This window comes from Brevibacterium sp. ZH18, assembly GCF_022748595.1.
GTDB lineage: Bacteria > Actinomycetota > Actinomycetes > Actinomycetales > Brevibacteriaceae > Brevibacterium.
This window is the reverse complement of record NZ_JALDSX010000001.1, coordinates 169,762-185,597: the sequence shown is the minus strand read 5'-3', so window position 1 is coordinate 185,597 and position 15,836 is coordinate 169,762. Positions and strand designations below refer to the sequence as shown.

Below are 15,836 nucleotides of genomic sequence, written 5' to 3'. Positions count from 1 at the left end.
TCACTCGATGTCGCGGCACATTTCTCATTACCGAACCATTGAAAGCGCTGAACACGGCTTTCGAGTGCACTCTGACCAATAGCCCGCACTCTGCGAGTCAGCGCAGACCTCTCCCCCGCAGCTTCGTCTGCCTGGTTAACTCTCGAAGGTGTCGCGGCCTTTAGAGAGATCATCAATAATCTCCCTTGCTACGAATCTGGCGTGCAGCACTGGTCGGCGTGCTGGGTCGACGCTGGACGGTGGTATCCAGGCGGGACGTCCATCTTTAAGCATGACTGCATACCAGTCGGAGTGGTCGATGAGATGATGATGCATCCCGCAGGCCAGGGTGAGGTTGTTCACGTCGGTGACTCCCTCGTCTGCCCACGGCACGATGTGGTGAGCGTCGCACCATCCCGGTGGCGAATCACATCCGGGGAAAGTGCATCCTTGATCGCGAGCGGTGATGATAGCGAGCTGCTTCGCATTCGCGAAGCGCTTCTCCGTCGCCACGGCGACAGTCTTCGCTTGGCCGGACATGAGATGGAAGAAGACCGAACCGTTCAGACCTTCGAGCTGTGCAGTCGAGATGGGGAACTTAGCTTCGCATCCGGTGGTTGCGTATCCGCTGCCCATAGCCAGATCCTCAGCGTTTGCGGTGACGACCAGAGAATACGGTGCGCCTTTCCCGACCCGATCCATCTCGAACCGTTTGATGACTGTGGAGAAGCGCTCGTAGATGAGGTTGCGGACCGAGCCTTGAGCATCGGTCGTATCGACCGTGGTGCCATCGTCGTGGACACCGACTCCGGCCATCGTCGACGTGGCCTCTGTATCGGCATCGGGAGACGGCGCCAGAAGCGGTGCATCAGAGATATCGCCTGCCAGCACCGCACCGAAGATGTCGAAAGTTCCTTGCTCGGAGTCCGGTCCGGCAGCATCAGGAAGGAAGTCTGGCTTCGACCCTGCTTGCTCCGGAATGGATGCCGGTCGATTCAGGTCACTGGTTGCCTCGAAGCGGTCGTTGCCTGTCACAGAATTGTCGTTGTCCGAGTGGATTCGGGACGTCAGCAGACCGTTGAGGACTCCCCCAGTGACTGCGTCGAGCAACCCGGATAGCACCCAATCTCCGTTGTCGCGCTGGCGGACGGTGACCCGATAGTCACAGCGGTCCTGAGGTTCAACTGGCTCAGTCCCGTCAGGGTCGATGCGTTCGAGGATGGCCGAGAATATCCGTCGCAAATCGAAGACTCTCACCAACGGCGCCTTGGCGACGAGGTCCGTTTCGACTTGAGTACGTACGTCTTGAGATATCCATGTCGGGAGCTTTGACAGGCAGTCATTGATCGCCGTGGCCTGACCAGCTGACAGCACGCCGGTGTGCAGGCCATCGGCGACGATCGGATTGAGCGGTCCTCTGGCCTGTCCCGTCATATCGACCCTGTTGCCGAGGTTCTTCGCCATCTCCGTGCGACGGCTCGCTTCGCGTCCGGTCAGATGGAGGCGGTCCTGAACGAGTGACTTCGTCGTCTTCGCTCCATAATCGGTCGGAGTTCCGCAGCGTTCGTAGATCGACAGCGCCACTGTCGACATTGCCTCGAGGACGCGGGAGGCTGTTTCGATGCCGTTGATCACTGTCATTGCGTCGTCAGGGCCGAGCGGTCGCTCAAAGGTCCTGAACTCGTCACGGAGCACGGACAGGCTGCCGATGCTATTGGTCAGTTCAGGGGCAAGCCGAGCGAGATGATTCCATTGCGAGTCGGTGAGCAGCGGATGGGATACTTCTGTGTCGGGGACGCTCGAGTCCGGCAATTCGGTTCGGTCGGGACCGCTATCGCCCGTGGGCACAGCCGCCATTTCCTCGAACTTTCCAGCCAGCGGATTGCTGCTCATATCCATTCCCGCGGATTCGAGCTGTTCGCGCAGAGTATTGAGCTCAGGTTTCGCCGACTGCACCTTGGCCGCACGCGAACCAGGTTCGGCGCTGGTGGAGCGCTTGCCCTGATTGCCTGGCGTACGGTCGGGGGTAAGGGTCATCGTCGCGAGTTCCGTTCGTCAACTGCGCTGTTGTCCGGTTGCTCCTATTCTACTCCTCCAACAACCTATTGTCGATAGGTTTGTTCGAAATTCGTTAGTACACAACTAAATCGCGACAAAGATGGTTCCGATTCTTCTTCCGCGTGCAGTTCAAGGTTCCATCACTGCAGTCTCACGCCTTGGTGACGTCCAGCCGGATCGACAGTAGGAATACGGCGTCCTCGGTGGCTGTCACGGAGTGGCGCTGCGGAGGAATCGCCATGAGGTCACCAGCGCGAAGAGCCCACGATTCGTCTCCGCCGGAGAGTTCGACGGCCCCTCGAATAACCTGAAGAGTCGCTTCCGGCGGCGAATCATGCTCCGCGAGTTGAGAGCCCGCAGCCAGTGCCAGCATCGTCTGCTTGAGGTACTTTCCGCCGTAGACTCCCTGCGCGGTGCGACCACTGCGTGCTGCGCGCGCCTTCACCAAGAGCGCCGCGGCCAGTTCGGTCAGATTTTCGATAGTCGAGTGGTGTGTCATGTTTCGCTCCTTGCGTGGTTTGGGTTGCTGGTCAGGCATTGCACGTCTGTGCACAGCGTTGCGATGTTCAGGGTCCGCTCGCTGCACCGCTCACGGTGACTTCGCTGCGCTGCTCACGGTGACTTCACTGCGCTGTTCCAGAGTGGTCCGACAGACTCCGGGCGACGCGAACGGCTGCAAAGCCCGCACCGACGCGGGTGCGTCGGTCTCGTCGAGGAAGCCGCGCATCATGCCCTCATGGACGGCGCAGGCAGTCCGTCCATGCGCCGCGACGAATTCCTTCAGCGGACAATGCAGCAGATCGATGGTGTCTGCTGAAGCCGCGGTGGGGGCGAAACCCGCATCGTCGAGCACATCGATGAGCTCACCGATTGCGCGAGAGTTCACGTTGGCCGTAGCCGGTGGGTCTGTCGTCGCGTCTTTGCGTGTCCCCTGTCTGCGCACAGCTTCTGCTCTCCCCCACCTGACACCTGCAGCACGGGCCCGTTCGAACGGTTGGGCATCGGCGTCGACCTCGGACAGCAGGATATGAGCCAAGAGGTCTGCCCGCTGATGCTCAGTGCTCTCGTCGGGCACGGACTGATAGGTCACGGCAGGCCGACCGGGACCATGTGCGACACCTGCTGATCCCCGGACGATCTGGCCCTCGGCTTCGAGGCTGCGCAGGTGGAAGCGCACTGTGTTCGGGTGCACTCCGAGATCAGCCGCCAAGCCATTGACGCCTACTGGCGATCGGCTCGAACGGATTGCCCGCAGGACATCGGCTCGCCTCTGTGTCCGAGACTCATCCTTCGCTGACAGTGAATCCGAAAGAGGTTTCATGGTGTTAGTTTATACAAGAACGACTTGGAATAAACTGCGGAGGATCACAATGGCCGAAAACGAAGCAGCCGACGCATCGGAAGTCATCGATGTGCGCACCATCCCGAAGCCCGAGCGCCATCCGCTCATCATCACCGCCTATCGGAAGCTCGAGGTTGGATCCTGGCTGACCCTCGTCAACGATCACGAACCCAAACACCTCAAGGATGAGATGGAGGCGGAATTCGCCGAGGCGGTCGGCTGGGAACCACTGCCCGCCACCGACGACGGTTTTCGAGTCCGAATCAGCAAACGCGCCGCTACGCCGATCCCCCGCGTTCTCGTCGACGTCGATGACGTCGACGCACTAGCCGAGGCGTCCGGCTCGGTCTGGCAGCTGCAGCCGGCGCAGCGCGACCTCGATGCGAACATCATCTCGTTGGCCCCAGGAGGCGAGATCCGTGAGCACATGGGCCCGGACCTCGACGTCCTCATCCACATCCTCGGCGGCGGCGGAACATTGGAGACCGAGCTGTCGACGATTTCGCTCGCCCCGGGGCAGATCGTGTGGCTGCCGCGCCGTTCGCGCAGGCACTTCGTGGCCGACGACGAAACCGGTCTGCGCTATTTCTCAGTTCACCAGCGCAAACAGGGGCTGACGATCACAAGCAGGTCGTGACCGTCACACCACGGCCCCGGCCGGCGGATCCTTGAGGCCGCAGAGTGACAGCTGGGCCTTGCGCGGAGAAGACCCGACTTTGGTTCAGTGGCACAGATTGCGCGGATCGGACGGGGACGCGCAGCGATACTGCCCGCAGCCCACGAGCGACGTCGGTGGGCCGGGTCTTCGGGGTTGCCATGGCCCACTTACGGCCCGCGAGTCGGAGCGCCTTCCGCGCTTGCCGATCATTGGCCGACGGGAATCCATTCGGTGCCGTCCTGGACCTTGTAGATCAAGTTCGTCCGGGTGTGGGCGACCGCGGGATAGCGGGTGAGATAGTCGAGGACGAAGGACTGGACCGCCTCGGTGTCGGTGGCGACTATATGGAGCAGATAGTCGTCGGCGCCGGCCATGTGATACATCCGTACGACCCCCGGAAACTTCGGTGCCGCGGCGGTGAACGCGTCGATCTCCGCCCGATCGTGCTTGGCCAGGCGGATGGAGATCAGGGCCTGAAGCGGGACGCCGAGGGCCGCGGCGTCGAGGTCGACGCCGTACCCTTTGATCACGCCGAGGCTCTTCAGCCGTTTGAGGCGCAACGATACCGTCGACTCCGAGATGCCTACGGTGCTTGCCAGAGCTGCACCCGAGGTCCGTGAGTCACGGCTGAGGACCGTGAGCAGCTTCCGGTCGACGTCATCGATCTCCACTTTCTGCGACATGCCTCACAGTCTGTCACGAGTGATGGCAGAATCTGCATCCAGATCAGAGATCATCACAGATCCTTGAGTTTCCATTGCGCTTGGTCGGAGGAATGGCTTGAATGCTCTCATGACTTCTCTACACCCCGAAACACGTATGGTCCACGGCGGAATGGATGGCCTCACCGAGGCGGGCGTCCATGTGCCATCGATCGATCTGTCGACGACGAACCCGGTCAATGACATCCGCACCGGAGGTGACTCATACGAATGGCTCGCCACCGGGCATCCGCTCAAGGACGGCGACTCGGCTGTCTACCAACGCCTGTGGCAGCCCGGCGTCGCTCGCTTCGAGACTGCGCTGGCCGAACTCGAACATGCCGACGAGGCCGTCGCCTTCGCCACGGGTATGGCGGCGATGACCGCTGCGCTCCTGGCTGCGGTCAACGCGGGCACTCCGCACATCGTCGCGGTGCGCCCGCTCTACGGCGGCAGCGACCATCTTCTCGAATCCGGGCTCCTCGGCACGACGGTCACCTGGGCCGAAGAGGCAGATATCGCCTCGGCGATCCGGGAGGACACCGGGCTCGTCATCGTCGAGACGCCGGCCAATCCGAGCCTCGACCTCGTCGACCTCGACGCAGTGGTCGCGGCTGCCGGCGACGTCCCCGTGCTCGTCGACAACACGTTCTGCACGCCTGTGCTCCAGCAGCCCATCAAGCACGGTGTGGCCCTCGTCCTCCACAGCGCCACGAAGTACCTGGGCGGTCACGGCGACGCCATGGGCGGCATCATCGCCACGAGCTCCGATTGGGCGATGCGCCTGCGCCAGGTTCGTGCGATCACTGGCGCCCTGCTCCATCCGATGGGCGCCTATCTCCTGCATCGCGGACTGCGAACGCTGGCTGTGCGGATGCGCGCCGCACAGGAGACTGCGGGACAGCTCGCCGAGCGCCTGAGCGCCCATCCCGCGATTGCCGAGGTCCGCTACCCGGGTCTGAAGGGTCAGGACCCGCGGGGGCTGCTCGGACGGCAGATGTCCGGCGGCGGTGCGATGATCGCGCTCGACCTTACGGGCGGGTTCGAGGCGGCCAGAGAGTTCGTCGAACACTGCAATCTTGTCGTCCATGCGGTCTCCCTGGGAGGCGCCGATACGCTCATCCAGCACCCGGCCTCGCTGACGCACAGGCCTGTGGCCGCCACGGCAAAGCCCGGTGACGGTCTGGTTCGGCTGTCCGTCGGGCTCGAGCACGTCGACGATCTGGCCGAGGACCTGTTCTCAGCTCTCGACGCCGTGCGCGCCGCGGCCTGAGTCGGAACCGCACTGCCGCACTGCCTGCACGAGACTTCGACGCACGTCGTATCGGCCGCTGAGCCTGTGAGCGACTGAGCCTCAGGACTGCTTCGCGAGGGCCTGCCGGATCTTCTCGGCGGGCCCTTCGAGCTGTTCGGGGGTCTGCATAGGGGCACGATCGCTGATGTCGAAATCGTCCATCGAGTTCGTTGCCAGAACGTGGATATGCAGGTGCGGGACCTCGTAGCCGACGACCATGAGACCGATCCGGTCACAGTCGAGAGCCTCTTTTTGGGCGCGGCCTATGTTCCGGGCGACGGCCATGAGGTGATCGAGAAGGTCTTGATCCGCGTCGATCCAGTGCGAGATCTCCTCTCGGGGCACGACTATGACGTGGCCTTCAGTCATCGGAGCGACGTCAAGGAAGGCAACGCACTTCTCATCCTGGTGCACGAAGGTGCCCGGGATCTCGCCGTTGATGATCTTGGTGAAGATGGTGGCCATGAGTGTTTCCTCCCTGACGGAAGCGCGCTGCGCGCTGGGTCCGATATGGTCAAGCTGGTCATGTGGTCAAGCTGGTGATGTGCTCAACATAGCCGACACGGAGTCGATATTCACGGAGCCGCCGTCACAGACCAGCCGTCACAGACCAGCGGTTACAGACTGGCGACGGCTTGGGCGATATCGCCCGTGAAGTCACGAGTCTCCGAACGCGAAGCCTGACGGCTGCTCACGATCGTTCCACCGCGAGAGATGACGAAGACGCCCCTCTCAGCGACACCGTGATCGGCATCGAAGACTCCGAAGGACTTCGCCGCCGCACCATGCGGCCAGAAATCCGAACCGAGGTCGAAGGAGATGTCACGGGAGCGCGCCCACTCGGCGAGCGTGTACTTCGAATCGACGGTCACGCCAATGACCTCCACCGGATGGGACGCGGCCCGCAGCTCTTGGACGAAGTCTTCGAGCGCACCGAGCTCGTCTCCACACACTGGAGAGAAGGCGAACGGGAAGAATACGAGGACGACAGCGGACCGCTGGAGAACCTCGGCGAGGTCGATCGTCGACCCGAAGTGATCGGGCACCTGAAGATCAGGTGCCCGATCACCGGGCCGAAGGATCATGAATAGTTCTTCTTGCCCACAAGTCGGAATCCGGCCCAATGATCGGCTGCACTGACTGTCGAGGTCACGTGCATGCCGGCTGTCGGGGCGGCTTCGGAGATGTCAGCAGGGGTGATGTGGCCGGGACGGCTGGCCTTCGGCGAGAGGAGCCAGACAACGCCGCCCTCCTTCAATGTGGCCTGGGCGTCGACGAGACCATCGATGAGATCATCATCGTCAGCTCGCCACCACATCAGGATCACGTCGAAGACGTCATCGACATCACCGTCCGCGATTTTCTCACCGATGATGCCTTCGATCGCCTGACACAGTTCCAGGTCGACGTCATCGTCGTAGCCGATTTCTTGCACATAGTCTCCCGCTGACAAACCGAGGTTGTGGCCCAGCTCGTTGGGGAGGGTCGACGTGGAAGATGTCCTTTCAGAAGCGGAGTTGCTCATGCCCTTATTGTTCCGTCAACAGTGCTCAAGGCGCAAATGGCGGCGCGTCCAGCGAGTCCGAAGCATCGCAAAAGACACCGAACGGCATCAACCCGTCAGGCAGATCACAAGAAATCGGACCAGCGAAGTTCGGGTGGGAGTACTAGGCTGAAGGGAGCATCGGGTGGAGTCTGGGCTCAATCATGAGTTGATCGCACAATCCACTCGTCAGGCTTGATCTCGACACGAACGAAGATCGTGGAGCGGAAGAGAGGACCACACCGTGGACAATCGGAATCAGGGCGGACCCATACTCAATGGCCTGCCCAGTCAGGTGCCGGACATTGATCCGGAGGAGACCGAGGAGTGGCTGGCCTCTCTGGACGGCCTCATCGACGAGGCAGGACGCTCGCGCGCACGCTATGTGATGCTGCGGATGCTCCAGCGCTCCCGGGAGAAGCAGATCGGCGTCCCCAGCCTCACGGCCACCGACTACATCAACACCATCGGACCAGAGAACGAACCATGGTTCCCCGGCGACGAAGAGGTCGAACGCCGCTACCGGCGCTGGAACCGCTGGAACGCAGCGATGCTCGTTCACCGGGCGCAGCGTCCTGGCGTCGAGGTCGGCGGCCACATCTCGACTTATGCCTCCTCCGCCACGCTCTATGAAGTCGGCCTCAACCACTTCTTCCGCGGCAAGGACCACCCCGGCGGCGGCGACCACATCTTCTACCAGGGCCACGCCTCCCCCGGCATGTACGCCCGCGCCTACCTCGAAGGCCGGATGAGCAGCGAGCAGCTCGACGGCTTCCGTCAGCAGCAGTCGCACTTCATCGACGGCAAGCCGCAGGGTCTGCCTTCGTACCCGCACCCGCATCAGCTGCCGGACTTCTGGGAGCACCCGACGGTCTCGATGGGCTTGGGCCCGATGAACGCGATCGCACAGGCGCAGTTCGACAAGTACATGCACAACCGCGGCATCAAGGACACCTCGCAGCAGCAGACCTGGGCTTTCCTCGGTGACGGCGAGCTCGACGAGCCTGAAAGCCGCGGCATGCTCCACGTCGCAGCGTACGAGGAGCTCGACAACCTCAACTTCGTCATCAACTGCAACCTGCAGCGACTCGACGGACCGGTGCGCGGCAACGGCAAGATCATCCAGGAGCTCGAAGCCTACTTCCGTGGTGCCGGCTGGAACGTCATCAAGGTCGTATGGGGACGCGAATGGGATGCCCTGCTGGGCAAGGACCGCGACGGTGCCCTCGTCAACTTGATGAATGCCACCCCCGACGGCGACTACCAGACCTACAAGGGCGAGTCCGGCGGATTCGTCCGAGACAACTTCTTCGGACGCGACCCGCGAACGAAGGCCATGGTCGAGGACTACAGCGACGACCGCATCTGGCAGCTCAAGCGCGGTGGCCACGACTACCGCAAGGTCTACGCTGCCTACAAGGCCGCCTTCGAGCACACCGGTCAGCCGACGGTAATTCTCGTCAAGACTGTCAAGGGCTACTCGCTCGGACCTCACTTCGAGGCTCGCAACGCGACGCACCAGATGAAGAAGATGACGATCGACGACCTCAAACTGGCCCGCGATCACTTCCAAATCCCCATCTCCGACAAGGACCTCGAGGCCGATCCGAAGCTGCCTCCGTACTACCACCCGGGTGAGGATGCCCCGGAGATCAAGTACATGCAGGAGCGCCGTGCGGCTCTGGGCGGATACTCCCCCGAGCGCCGCAGCACCCACATCGATCTCAAGCTGCCCTCCGACAAGGCGTTCGACGCCGGCAAGCGCGGTTCGGGCAAACAGACGATCGCGACGACGATGGGATTCGTCCGCGTCCTCAAGGACCTCATGCGGGAGAAGGAGTTCGGCAAGCGCATCGTCCCGATCATTCCCGACGAGGCTCGCACCTTCGGCATGGATTCGTTCTTCCCGACGGCGAAGATCTACAACCCGCACGGCCAGAACTACATCTCGGTCGACCGCGACCTGTTTCTCGCCTACAAGGAAGCCACCGACGGCCAGCTGCTCCACGTGGGCATCAACGAGGCCGGCGCCACCGCTGCTCTGACAGCAGCCGGCACGGCCTACGCCACACACGGTGAGCCGATGATCCCGTTCTACATCTTCTACTCGATGTTCGGGTTCCAGCGAACCGGTGACTTCTTCTGGGCCGCCGGCGATCAGATGGCCCGCGGCTTCGTCCTCGGCGCGACGGCCGGTCGCACGACGCTGGTGGCCGAGGGCCTGCAGCACGGCGACGGTCACTCGCACCTGCTGGCGTCGACCTACCCGTCGATCGTCTCCTACGACCCCGCCTACACCTACGAGGTCGCCCGGATCGTCCGTGACGGCATCCACCGCATGTACGATCCCGAGGACGAGCGCGATCCCAACGTGCTCTACTACCTGACCCTGTACAACGAGCCGATGGTTCAGCCTGCTGAGCCTGAGGATCTGGACGTCGAAGGCGTGCTCAAGGGCATGTACCTGCTGTCCAAGGGACCCGAGACCGACGGCCCGAAGGTCCAGCTCATGGCCTCAGGCGTCGCTGTCCCGTGGGTCCTCGAGGCCCAGCAGCTCCTCGCTGATGACTGGGGCGTCTCGGCCGACGTGTGGTCGGTGACCTCGTGGACCGAGCTGCGCCGGGACGGTATGGACATGGAGAACGCGCGTCTGACCAATCCCGACGCTGAAGCTCGTGTGCCGTACGTGACCGAGAAGATGGCCGAAGCCGAGGGGCCGGTCATCGCGACCTCGGACTACATGCGCGCGGTTCCCGACCAGATCCGGCAGTACGTACCCAACCACTTCACCTCGTTGGGTACCGACGGCTACGCGATCTCGGACACCCGTCCGGCAGCGCGTCGCTACTACCTCGTCGATGGTCCTTCGGTCGTCACCCAGGCCCTGATCTCCTTGGCCGACACCGGTGCACTGCCGATTGAGAAGGCCGCCGAGGCTGCTCGGAAGTACCAGCTCGACGACGTTCGCGCCGGCAACTCCGGTTCGACCGAGGGTGCAGGCGCCTGATCTTCGCCGCAATGAGCTGAACGCTCATCCTGCCGAGAATGGCCGGAGTCATCACGACTCCGGCCATTCTTGTGTTCCTCGACAAAACTTTGTGCGTCGCGGACAATCCGATTGTTCGGAATCGTTTAAAGTGGAACCCATGACAACTGACGCCGAAACCCTCCGGCGCCGCGCTGAGACAGCACGACGGCTGCGGGCAGGAGTGGGAGTCCTCTCCACAGTCACGCTGCAGAGGCTCGAGAATCGGCTCCCCTGGTATCGGTCCATGTCGCCGTCCGATCGTTCCTGGGTCGGTCTTCTCGCCCAGTCCGGCATCTCGTCCTTCATCGACTGGTACCGCAAGCCGGACACCGATCTGCGCGTGGTCAGTGAGATCTTCAAATCCGCACCCCGCGACCTCATCCGCGCGATCAGCCTGCAGCAGACGCTGCAGCTGCTCAAGGTCGTCGTCGGGGTCGTCGAGGAGCGCGTGCCCGACATCGCCCGTGCGGTCGAACAGCCAGCACTGCGTGAGGCCGTCCTCGTCTATTCGCGCGAGATCGCGTTCGCAGCAGCCGATGTCTATGCCAGAGCCGCCGAGGCGCGGGGCAGTTGGGACGCCCGCTTGGAGGCCATGGTCGTCGATGCCCTCGTGCGCGGGGATTCCGTCGAAGAGCTGGCCAGCCGGACCGCAGCCTTCGGGTGGCAGTCAGAGGGACCGGTCAGCGTGATCGTCGGCCGTGCCCCGCAGCGCTCCGCGAAGAAGGGGCTCGAGGTGATCCGGCGCAAGGCCAGGCGCTGGGCCGACGACGCCCTCGTGGGCATCCACGACAACCGTCTGCTCATCGTGCTCGGCGGCGTCACTGAGATCGACGAGTCAGTCGAGGACCTCTCGGACTGCTTCGGTCCCTCCGAAGTCATCGTCGGGCCCAGCGTGCCGACCTTGGCCGAGGCAGCCACCTCGGCGAAGGCGGCGATCAAGGCGCTCAAGGCGGCAACCGCACGTCCAGACTCCCCGCGCCCGGTCAAAGCCGACGACCTTCTGCCTGAACGGGCGCTCTCCGGGGATGGCGCAGCACTGAACGAACTCATCCGGCGCTACTACGAACCTCTGACGTCTGGCACCGGTCAGCTGCTCAAGACCGTCAGCGCCTACGTCGAGTTCGGGTCATCATTGGAGGCCACTGCCAAGGCTCTGTCCGTCCATCCCAACACCGTGCGCTACCGCCTCCGCAAGATCACCGAGGTCATCGCACTCGATCCCACGACCGCCCGTGATGCCTTCGTCATCCACATCGCATTGGTGTATGGGCGACTGTCAGATGCCGGGCTATTGTCGAACAGCGACAAAACTCAATGAGCAACGCCAACCATCCACTAGATTGAACATCGAAGTCGAGCGAAAAGAGAACTGAGTGCTAGCCATCACCTGTCCGGGCCAAGGAGCCCAGAAGTCGGGATTCCTCAGCTCCTTCCTGGAGCTGCCCACCTTCGCCGCGCAGATCGACGAACTCTCCTCCGCGTCCGGGATCGACCTGCGACTGCACGGGACCGAGTCTGACGACGAGACGATCAAGGACACCGCGCTCGCACAGCCGCTGCTGGTCGCCTCGGCGATCGCCTGTGCCGCCGAGCTCGGTGTCACCCCCGACGTCGTCGCTGGCCACTCGGTCGGTGAGATCGCCGCCGCCCAGATCGCAGGAGTCTTCACTCCGGCAGACGCGATGCGCTTCGTGGCCGTGCGCGGCCAGGGAATGGCTGCGGCAGCTGCCCAGACTCCCACCGGAATGTCGGCTGTCGTCGGCGGCGAGCCGGAAGACGTGCTCGCAGCCATCGAAGCTGCGGGCGCGAGCCCGGCCAATGTCAACGGCGGCGGTCAGACCGTGGCCGCGGGATCCGAGGAGAGCCTCACACGGCTGTCCGAGAACCCGCCGGAGCGCGCCCGTGTCATCGCGTTGCCTGTCGCAGGGGCCTTCCATACGGAGTTCATGGCTCCGGCGACCGAGGAACTGGCAAGCACCGCCGCGGCGCTGCAGATCAGCGACCCGAGCGTACAGATACTGAGCAACTCCGACGGCACTGTCGTCACCGGCGGTCAGGAATATGTGGACCGTCTCGTCAAGCAGGTCACGAACCCCGTGCGGTGGGACCTGTGCCAGGAAACTCTCCTCAATGCGGGAATCACCGGGATGATCGAACTGGTTCCCGGTGGAACCCTGACCGGAATCGCCCGCCGCGCCATGAAGGGCGTGGAGACATTCGCCATCAAGTCTGCCGCCGACCTCGACGGTGCGCGTGAGTTCGCTGCGGCCCACGCCTGAGAATCGAAGGAAACCCACAATGCCAACACTGAAGACAGCCGAAACGGGAAGCTTCTCGAAGATCGCGGGAATCGGTGCCTACCGCGCCGAGAACCTCGTGACCAACGATGACATCGCCGGTCCGATCAACTCCTCCGACGAGTGGATCCGCCAGCGCACCGGAATCATCACCCGCCGTCGTGCCAGCAAGGACGTCGGCGTCCTCGACATGTGCGAAGAGGCCGCACTCGAGGCCATCGCCTCCTCCGGGCTCAAGCCTGAGGACATCGGCGGAATCATCATCTCCACCGTGACCTTCCCCTACATGACCCCGTCTGCCGCTGCTGCTCTGACCGATCGTCTGGGAACCGGGCCCGTTCCGGCGTGGGACATCAGCGCCGCGTGCGCCGGCTACTGTTACGGCATCGCTCAGGCTGATTCGCTCGTGCGTTCCGGAACGATGGACAACATCCTCGTGATCGGAGCCGAGAAGCTCTCCGACATCATCGATCCTGAGGACCGTTCGATCTCGTTCATCCTCGGCGACGGAGCGGGCGCAGTGGTCGTCACCTCCGCTGATGAGCCAGGCATCTCGAAGACCGTCTGGGGATCGAAGGGCGAGAACTGGTCGACGATCCGGATGACCGAATCGCTCATCGATGTCCGTGACGATCGTGAGACCCCGTTCCCGACGCTGCGACAGGACGGTCCGACCGTCTTCCGCTGGGCCGTCTGGGACGGCGCCGAGGTCGCGAAGGAAGCTCTGACGGCGGCCGGGATCGAAGCCTCCGACCTGGCGGCGTTCATCCCGCACCAGGCCAACATGCGCATCATCGACGAACTCGCCAAGCAGCTCAAGCTGCCCGAGTCTGTCGTCATCGCGCGTGACATCGCCGACAACGGCAACACCTCGGCGGCGTCGATTCCCCTTGCCACCGAGCGACTCCTGCGCGAGCAGCCGGAACTCAGCGGCGGATTGGCCCTGCAGATCGGCTTCGGAGCGGGTCTTGTCTTCGGCGCACAAGTGATCCGCCTCCCTTAAACGTGCTCATTCACGGAAAACCCTCCGTGAATGTCCTAAGATATTCGGCGGGACACTCGTCGAAAAGTTCCTCAACCGGCCGAGCAACCCTCGGCTGACACTAGAAAGTAGGAAAGAAATGGCATTCACCGAAGCTGAAGTCCTCGCTGGACTCGCAGAGATCGTCAACGAAGAGACCGGCCTGGCTGTTGAAGCTGTCGAGCCCGCGAAGTCCTTCACCGATGACCTCGACATCGACTCCATCTCGATGATGACCATCGTCGTCAACGCTGAGAAGAAGTTCGGCGTCAAGATTCCCGATGACGACGTCAAGGACCTCGTCACCGTGCAGGACGCTGTTGACTACATCAACAAGGCTCAAGAGGCCTGACCCACCCAGACGTACACGGCCCGTCCACCGACGGGCCGTGTTCACACCATCGACACTATCGACGAGGTTTGTACCATGACACCTAAAGTTGTCGTCACCGGAATCGGTGCGGTAACCCCGCTGGGCGCAACGGCTGATGCCACGTGGCAAGCCGTTCTGGCCGGCGAATCCGGCGTCCACACAATGGACAATGATTGGTCCGAGAAGTACGGCCTCGCCGTTGACTTCGCCGCCCAGGTCGACCCTCAGGTCGTCCCCGACAACCTCAAGCGGGTCCAGGCCAAGCGCCTTGACCCCTCCAGCCAGTTCGCTCTGATCTCTGCGCGTGAAGCAATGGCTGACGCAGGGCTCGAAGAGACCGACCCCGACCGCACCGCGGTCTCATGGGCCACAGGAATCGGCGGAGTCTGGACTCTGCTCGACGCCTGGGACACCCTGCAGGCGGAAGGCCCTCGTCGGGTGATGCCGCTGACGGTCCCGATGCTCATGCCCAACGGCCCCGCTGCCGCGATCGGCATGGAGTTCAAGGCCCGCGCCGGTGTTCAGACCATGGTCTCCGCCTGTGCCTCATCGACGGAGAGCCTCGGACACGCCTACGACGTCGTGGCCTCCGGCCGTGCTGACATCGTCATCGCCGGCGGATCAGAAGCCGCTATCCATCCCATCACGCTTGCTGCGTTCAATTCGATGCAGGCTCTGTCACGCCGCACCGACTCCCCTGAGACGGCATCCCGACCCTACGACGTCGGCCGCGACGGCTTCGTCATGGGCGAGGGCGCCGGAACGCTGATCCTCGAGACCGAGGAGCACGCGAAGGCTCGTGGAGCCAAGATCTACGCCGAGGTTGCCAGCTGGGGAATCTCGAACGACGCCTACCACATTACCGGCGGCGAACCCGGCGGCAAGTACGCGCTGCGTGCGATGCAGGACGCACTGGATGCTGGTGGCCTCGAAGCCGCCGACATCAAGCATGTCAATGCGCACGCGACCTCGACTCCTGTCGGCGATATTCCCGAGTCGGTGGCCATCACCGAGCTTCTCGGCGATCACGTCTCGGATGCTCTGATCAGTGCGACGAAGTCGATGACCGGTCACCTCTTGGGTGGCACCGGCGCTGTCGAGTCGATCCTCACGGTCAAGGCACTGCAGACCCGCCTCGCTCCCCCGACGATCAACATCGAGGAAGTCGACCCGAACGTCGTTGGAATCAATATCGTTCGCGACACTCCGGCGGAACTGCCTTCCGGAGACATCGCGGCGATCACGAACTCGTTCGGCTTCGGCGGGCACAACGCCGTCGTTGCGTTCAAGTCTGTGTGACCTGATCTCCTCAGTGATCAAGACGGCCCGTACGAACCTCGGTGTTCGTACGGGCTCTCTGTCTCTGTTTCTGTCGCTGTCATGGTTCGTTCATAGGCGTTGTGGGTTCGTTCATTGGCGCGCAGTGCCCACACGGTGAGGAAGTCTGCGGACATGGCAATGGGCACACCAGAGGTAGATTGGTGTGCCCATTGCCGTATTGCGGCGTTGCTGTGAGGCCCGTGGAGTTCGGGCCGTCGTCAG

At 63.0% G+C, this 15,836-nt stretch carries 15 protein-coding genes; 8 read left to right on the top strand and 7 right to left on the bottom strand.

What is annotated here, in order from left to right; genetic code table 11:
• Positions 1–135 precede the first annotated feature (135 nt).
• The 3 genes from MPN20_RS00905 to MPN20_RS00895 all read right to left on the bottom strand — a co-directional run bounded on the left by MPN20_RS00905 (position 136) and on the right by MPN20_RS00895 (position 3,358).
• Positions 136–2,016, bottom strand: coding sequence for an HNH endonuclease signature motif containing protein (locus MPN20_RS00905; protein WP_242778212.1), 1,881 nt, complete (start codon positions 2,014–2,016; stop codon positions 136–138).
• Positions 2,017–2,188: 172 nt separating this feature from the next.
• On the bottom strand, positions 2,189–2,536 hold the full coding sequence (locus MPN20_RS00900) for a cupin domain-containing protein (RefSeq protein WP_242778209.1): 348 nt from the start codon (positions 2,534–2,536) through the stop codon (positions 2,189–2,191).
• Between the two features lie 90 nt (positions 2,537–2,626).
• Positions 2,627–3,358, bottom strand: coding sequence for a helix-turn-helix domain-containing protein (locus tag MPN20_RS00895; RefSeq protein WP_242778206.1), 732 nt, complete (start codon positions 3,356–3,358; stop codon positions 2,627–2,629).
• A 49-nt stretch (positions 3,359–3,407) separates the two neighbouring features.
• Here MPN20_RS00895 and MPN20_RS00890 point away from each other — a divergent pair, with 49 nt between their 5' ends.
• Entirely contained in the window at positions 3,408–4,016 is a 609-nt protein-coding gene (locus MPN20_RS00890) for a DUF2249 domain-containing protein (protein ID WP_242778203.1), read from the top strand.
• A 227-nt stretch (positions 4,017–4,243) separates the two neighbouring features.
• Here the strand turns inward: MPN20_RS00890 and MPN20_RS00885 are convergent, their stop codons facing one another.
• Entirely contained in the window at positions 4,244–4,720 is a 477-nt protein-coding gene (locus MPN20_RS00885; RefSeq protein ID WP_242778200.1) for an Lrp/AsnC family transcriptional regulator, read from the bottom strand.
• A gap of 109 nt (positions 4,721–4,829) precedes the next feature.
• On the opposite strand from MPN20_RS00885, the gene MPN20_RS00880 reads away from it, so the two are divergent.
• Entirely contained in the window at positions 4,830–6,011 is a 1,182-nt protein-coding gene (locus MPN20_RS00880; protein WP_242778197.1) for a PLP-dependent transferase, read from the top strand.
• A gap of 81 nt (positions 6,012–6,092) precedes the next feature.
• Here the strand turns inward: MPN20_RS00880 and MPN20_RS00875 are convergent, their stop codons facing one another.
• From MPN20_RS00875 to MPN20_RS00865, 3 genes are all read right to left on the bottom strand, one after another.
• Positions 6,093–6,497: an HIT family protein gene (locus MPN20_RS00875; protein WP_242778194.1), complete on the bottom strand. Its 405-nt coding sequence runs from the start codon at positions 6,495–6,497 to the stop codon at positions 6,093–6,095.
• Between the two features lie 152 nt (positions 6,498–6,649).
• Positions 6,650–7,117 carry a redoxin domain-containing protein gene (locus MPN20_RS00870; RefSeq protein WP_242778191.1) on the bottom strand — a complete coding sequence of 156 codons (468 nt, stop codon included), beginning with the start codon at positions 7,115–7,117 and terminating at the stop codon, positions 6,650–6,652.
• Positions 7,114–7,557: a DUF3052 domain-containing protein gene (locus tag MPN20_RS00865; RefSeq protein WP_242778188.1), complete on the bottom strand. Its 444-nt coding sequence runs from the start codon at positions 7,555–7,557 to the stop codon at positions 7,114–7,116. Before MPN20_RS00865 ends, MPN20_RS00870 begins: the two co-directional genes overlap by 4 nt.
• Before the next feature lie 262 nt (positions 7,558–7,819).
• On the opposite strand from MPN20_RS00865, the gene aceE reads away from it, so the two are divergent.
• From aceE to MPN20_RS00835, 6 genes are all read left to right on the top strand, one after another.
• The gene (gene aceE, locus MPN20_RS00860; RefSeq protein ID WP_242778185.1) at positions 7,820–10,582 is read left to right on the top strand and encodes a pyruvate dehydrogenase (acetyl-transferring), homodimeric type; all 2,763 of its coding nucleotides are present in this window, start codon (positions 7,820–7,822) and stop codon (positions 10,580–10,582) included.
• A 139-nt stretch (positions 10,583–10,721) separates the two neighbouring features.
• On the top strand, positions 10,722–11,921 hold the full coding sequence (locus tag MPN20_RS00855) for a helix-turn-helix domain-containing protein (RefSeq protein ID WP_242778182.1): 1,200 nt from the start codon (positions 10,722–10,724) through the stop codon (positions 11,919–11,921).
• Positions 11,922–11,976: 55 nt separating this feature from the next.
• Positions 11,977–12,882: an ACP S-malonyltransferase gene (locus tag MPN20_RS00850; protein ID WP_242778179.1), complete on the top strand. Its 906-nt coding sequence runs from the start codon at positions 11,977–11,979 to the stop codon at positions 12,880–12,882.
• Between the two features lie 19 nt (positions 12,883–12,901).
• Positions 12,902–13,903 carry a beta-ketoacyl-ACP synthase III gene (locus tag MPN20_RS00845; protein WP_242778177.1) on the top strand — a complete coding sequence of 334 codons (1,002 nt, stop codon included), beginning with the start codon at positions 12,902–12,904 and terminating at the stop codon, positions 13,901–13,903.
• A 118-nt stretch (positions 13,904–14,021) separates the two neighbouring features.
• Positions 14,022–14,273 (top strand): acyl carrier protein, encoded by a 252-nt coding sequence (locus MPN20_RS00840; protein ID WP_242778174.1) that lies wholly within the window; start codon positions 14,022–14,024, stop codon positions 14,271–14,273.
• A gap of 75 nt (positions 14,274–14,348) precedes the next feature.
• Positions 14,349–15,593, top strand: coding sequence for a beta-ketoacyl-[acyl-carrier-protein] synthase family protein (locus MPN20_RS00835; RefSeq protein WP_242778171.1), 1,245 nt, complete (start codon positions 14,349–14,351; stop codon positions 15,591–15,593).
• Positions 15,594–15,836 lie beyond the last annotated feature (243 nt).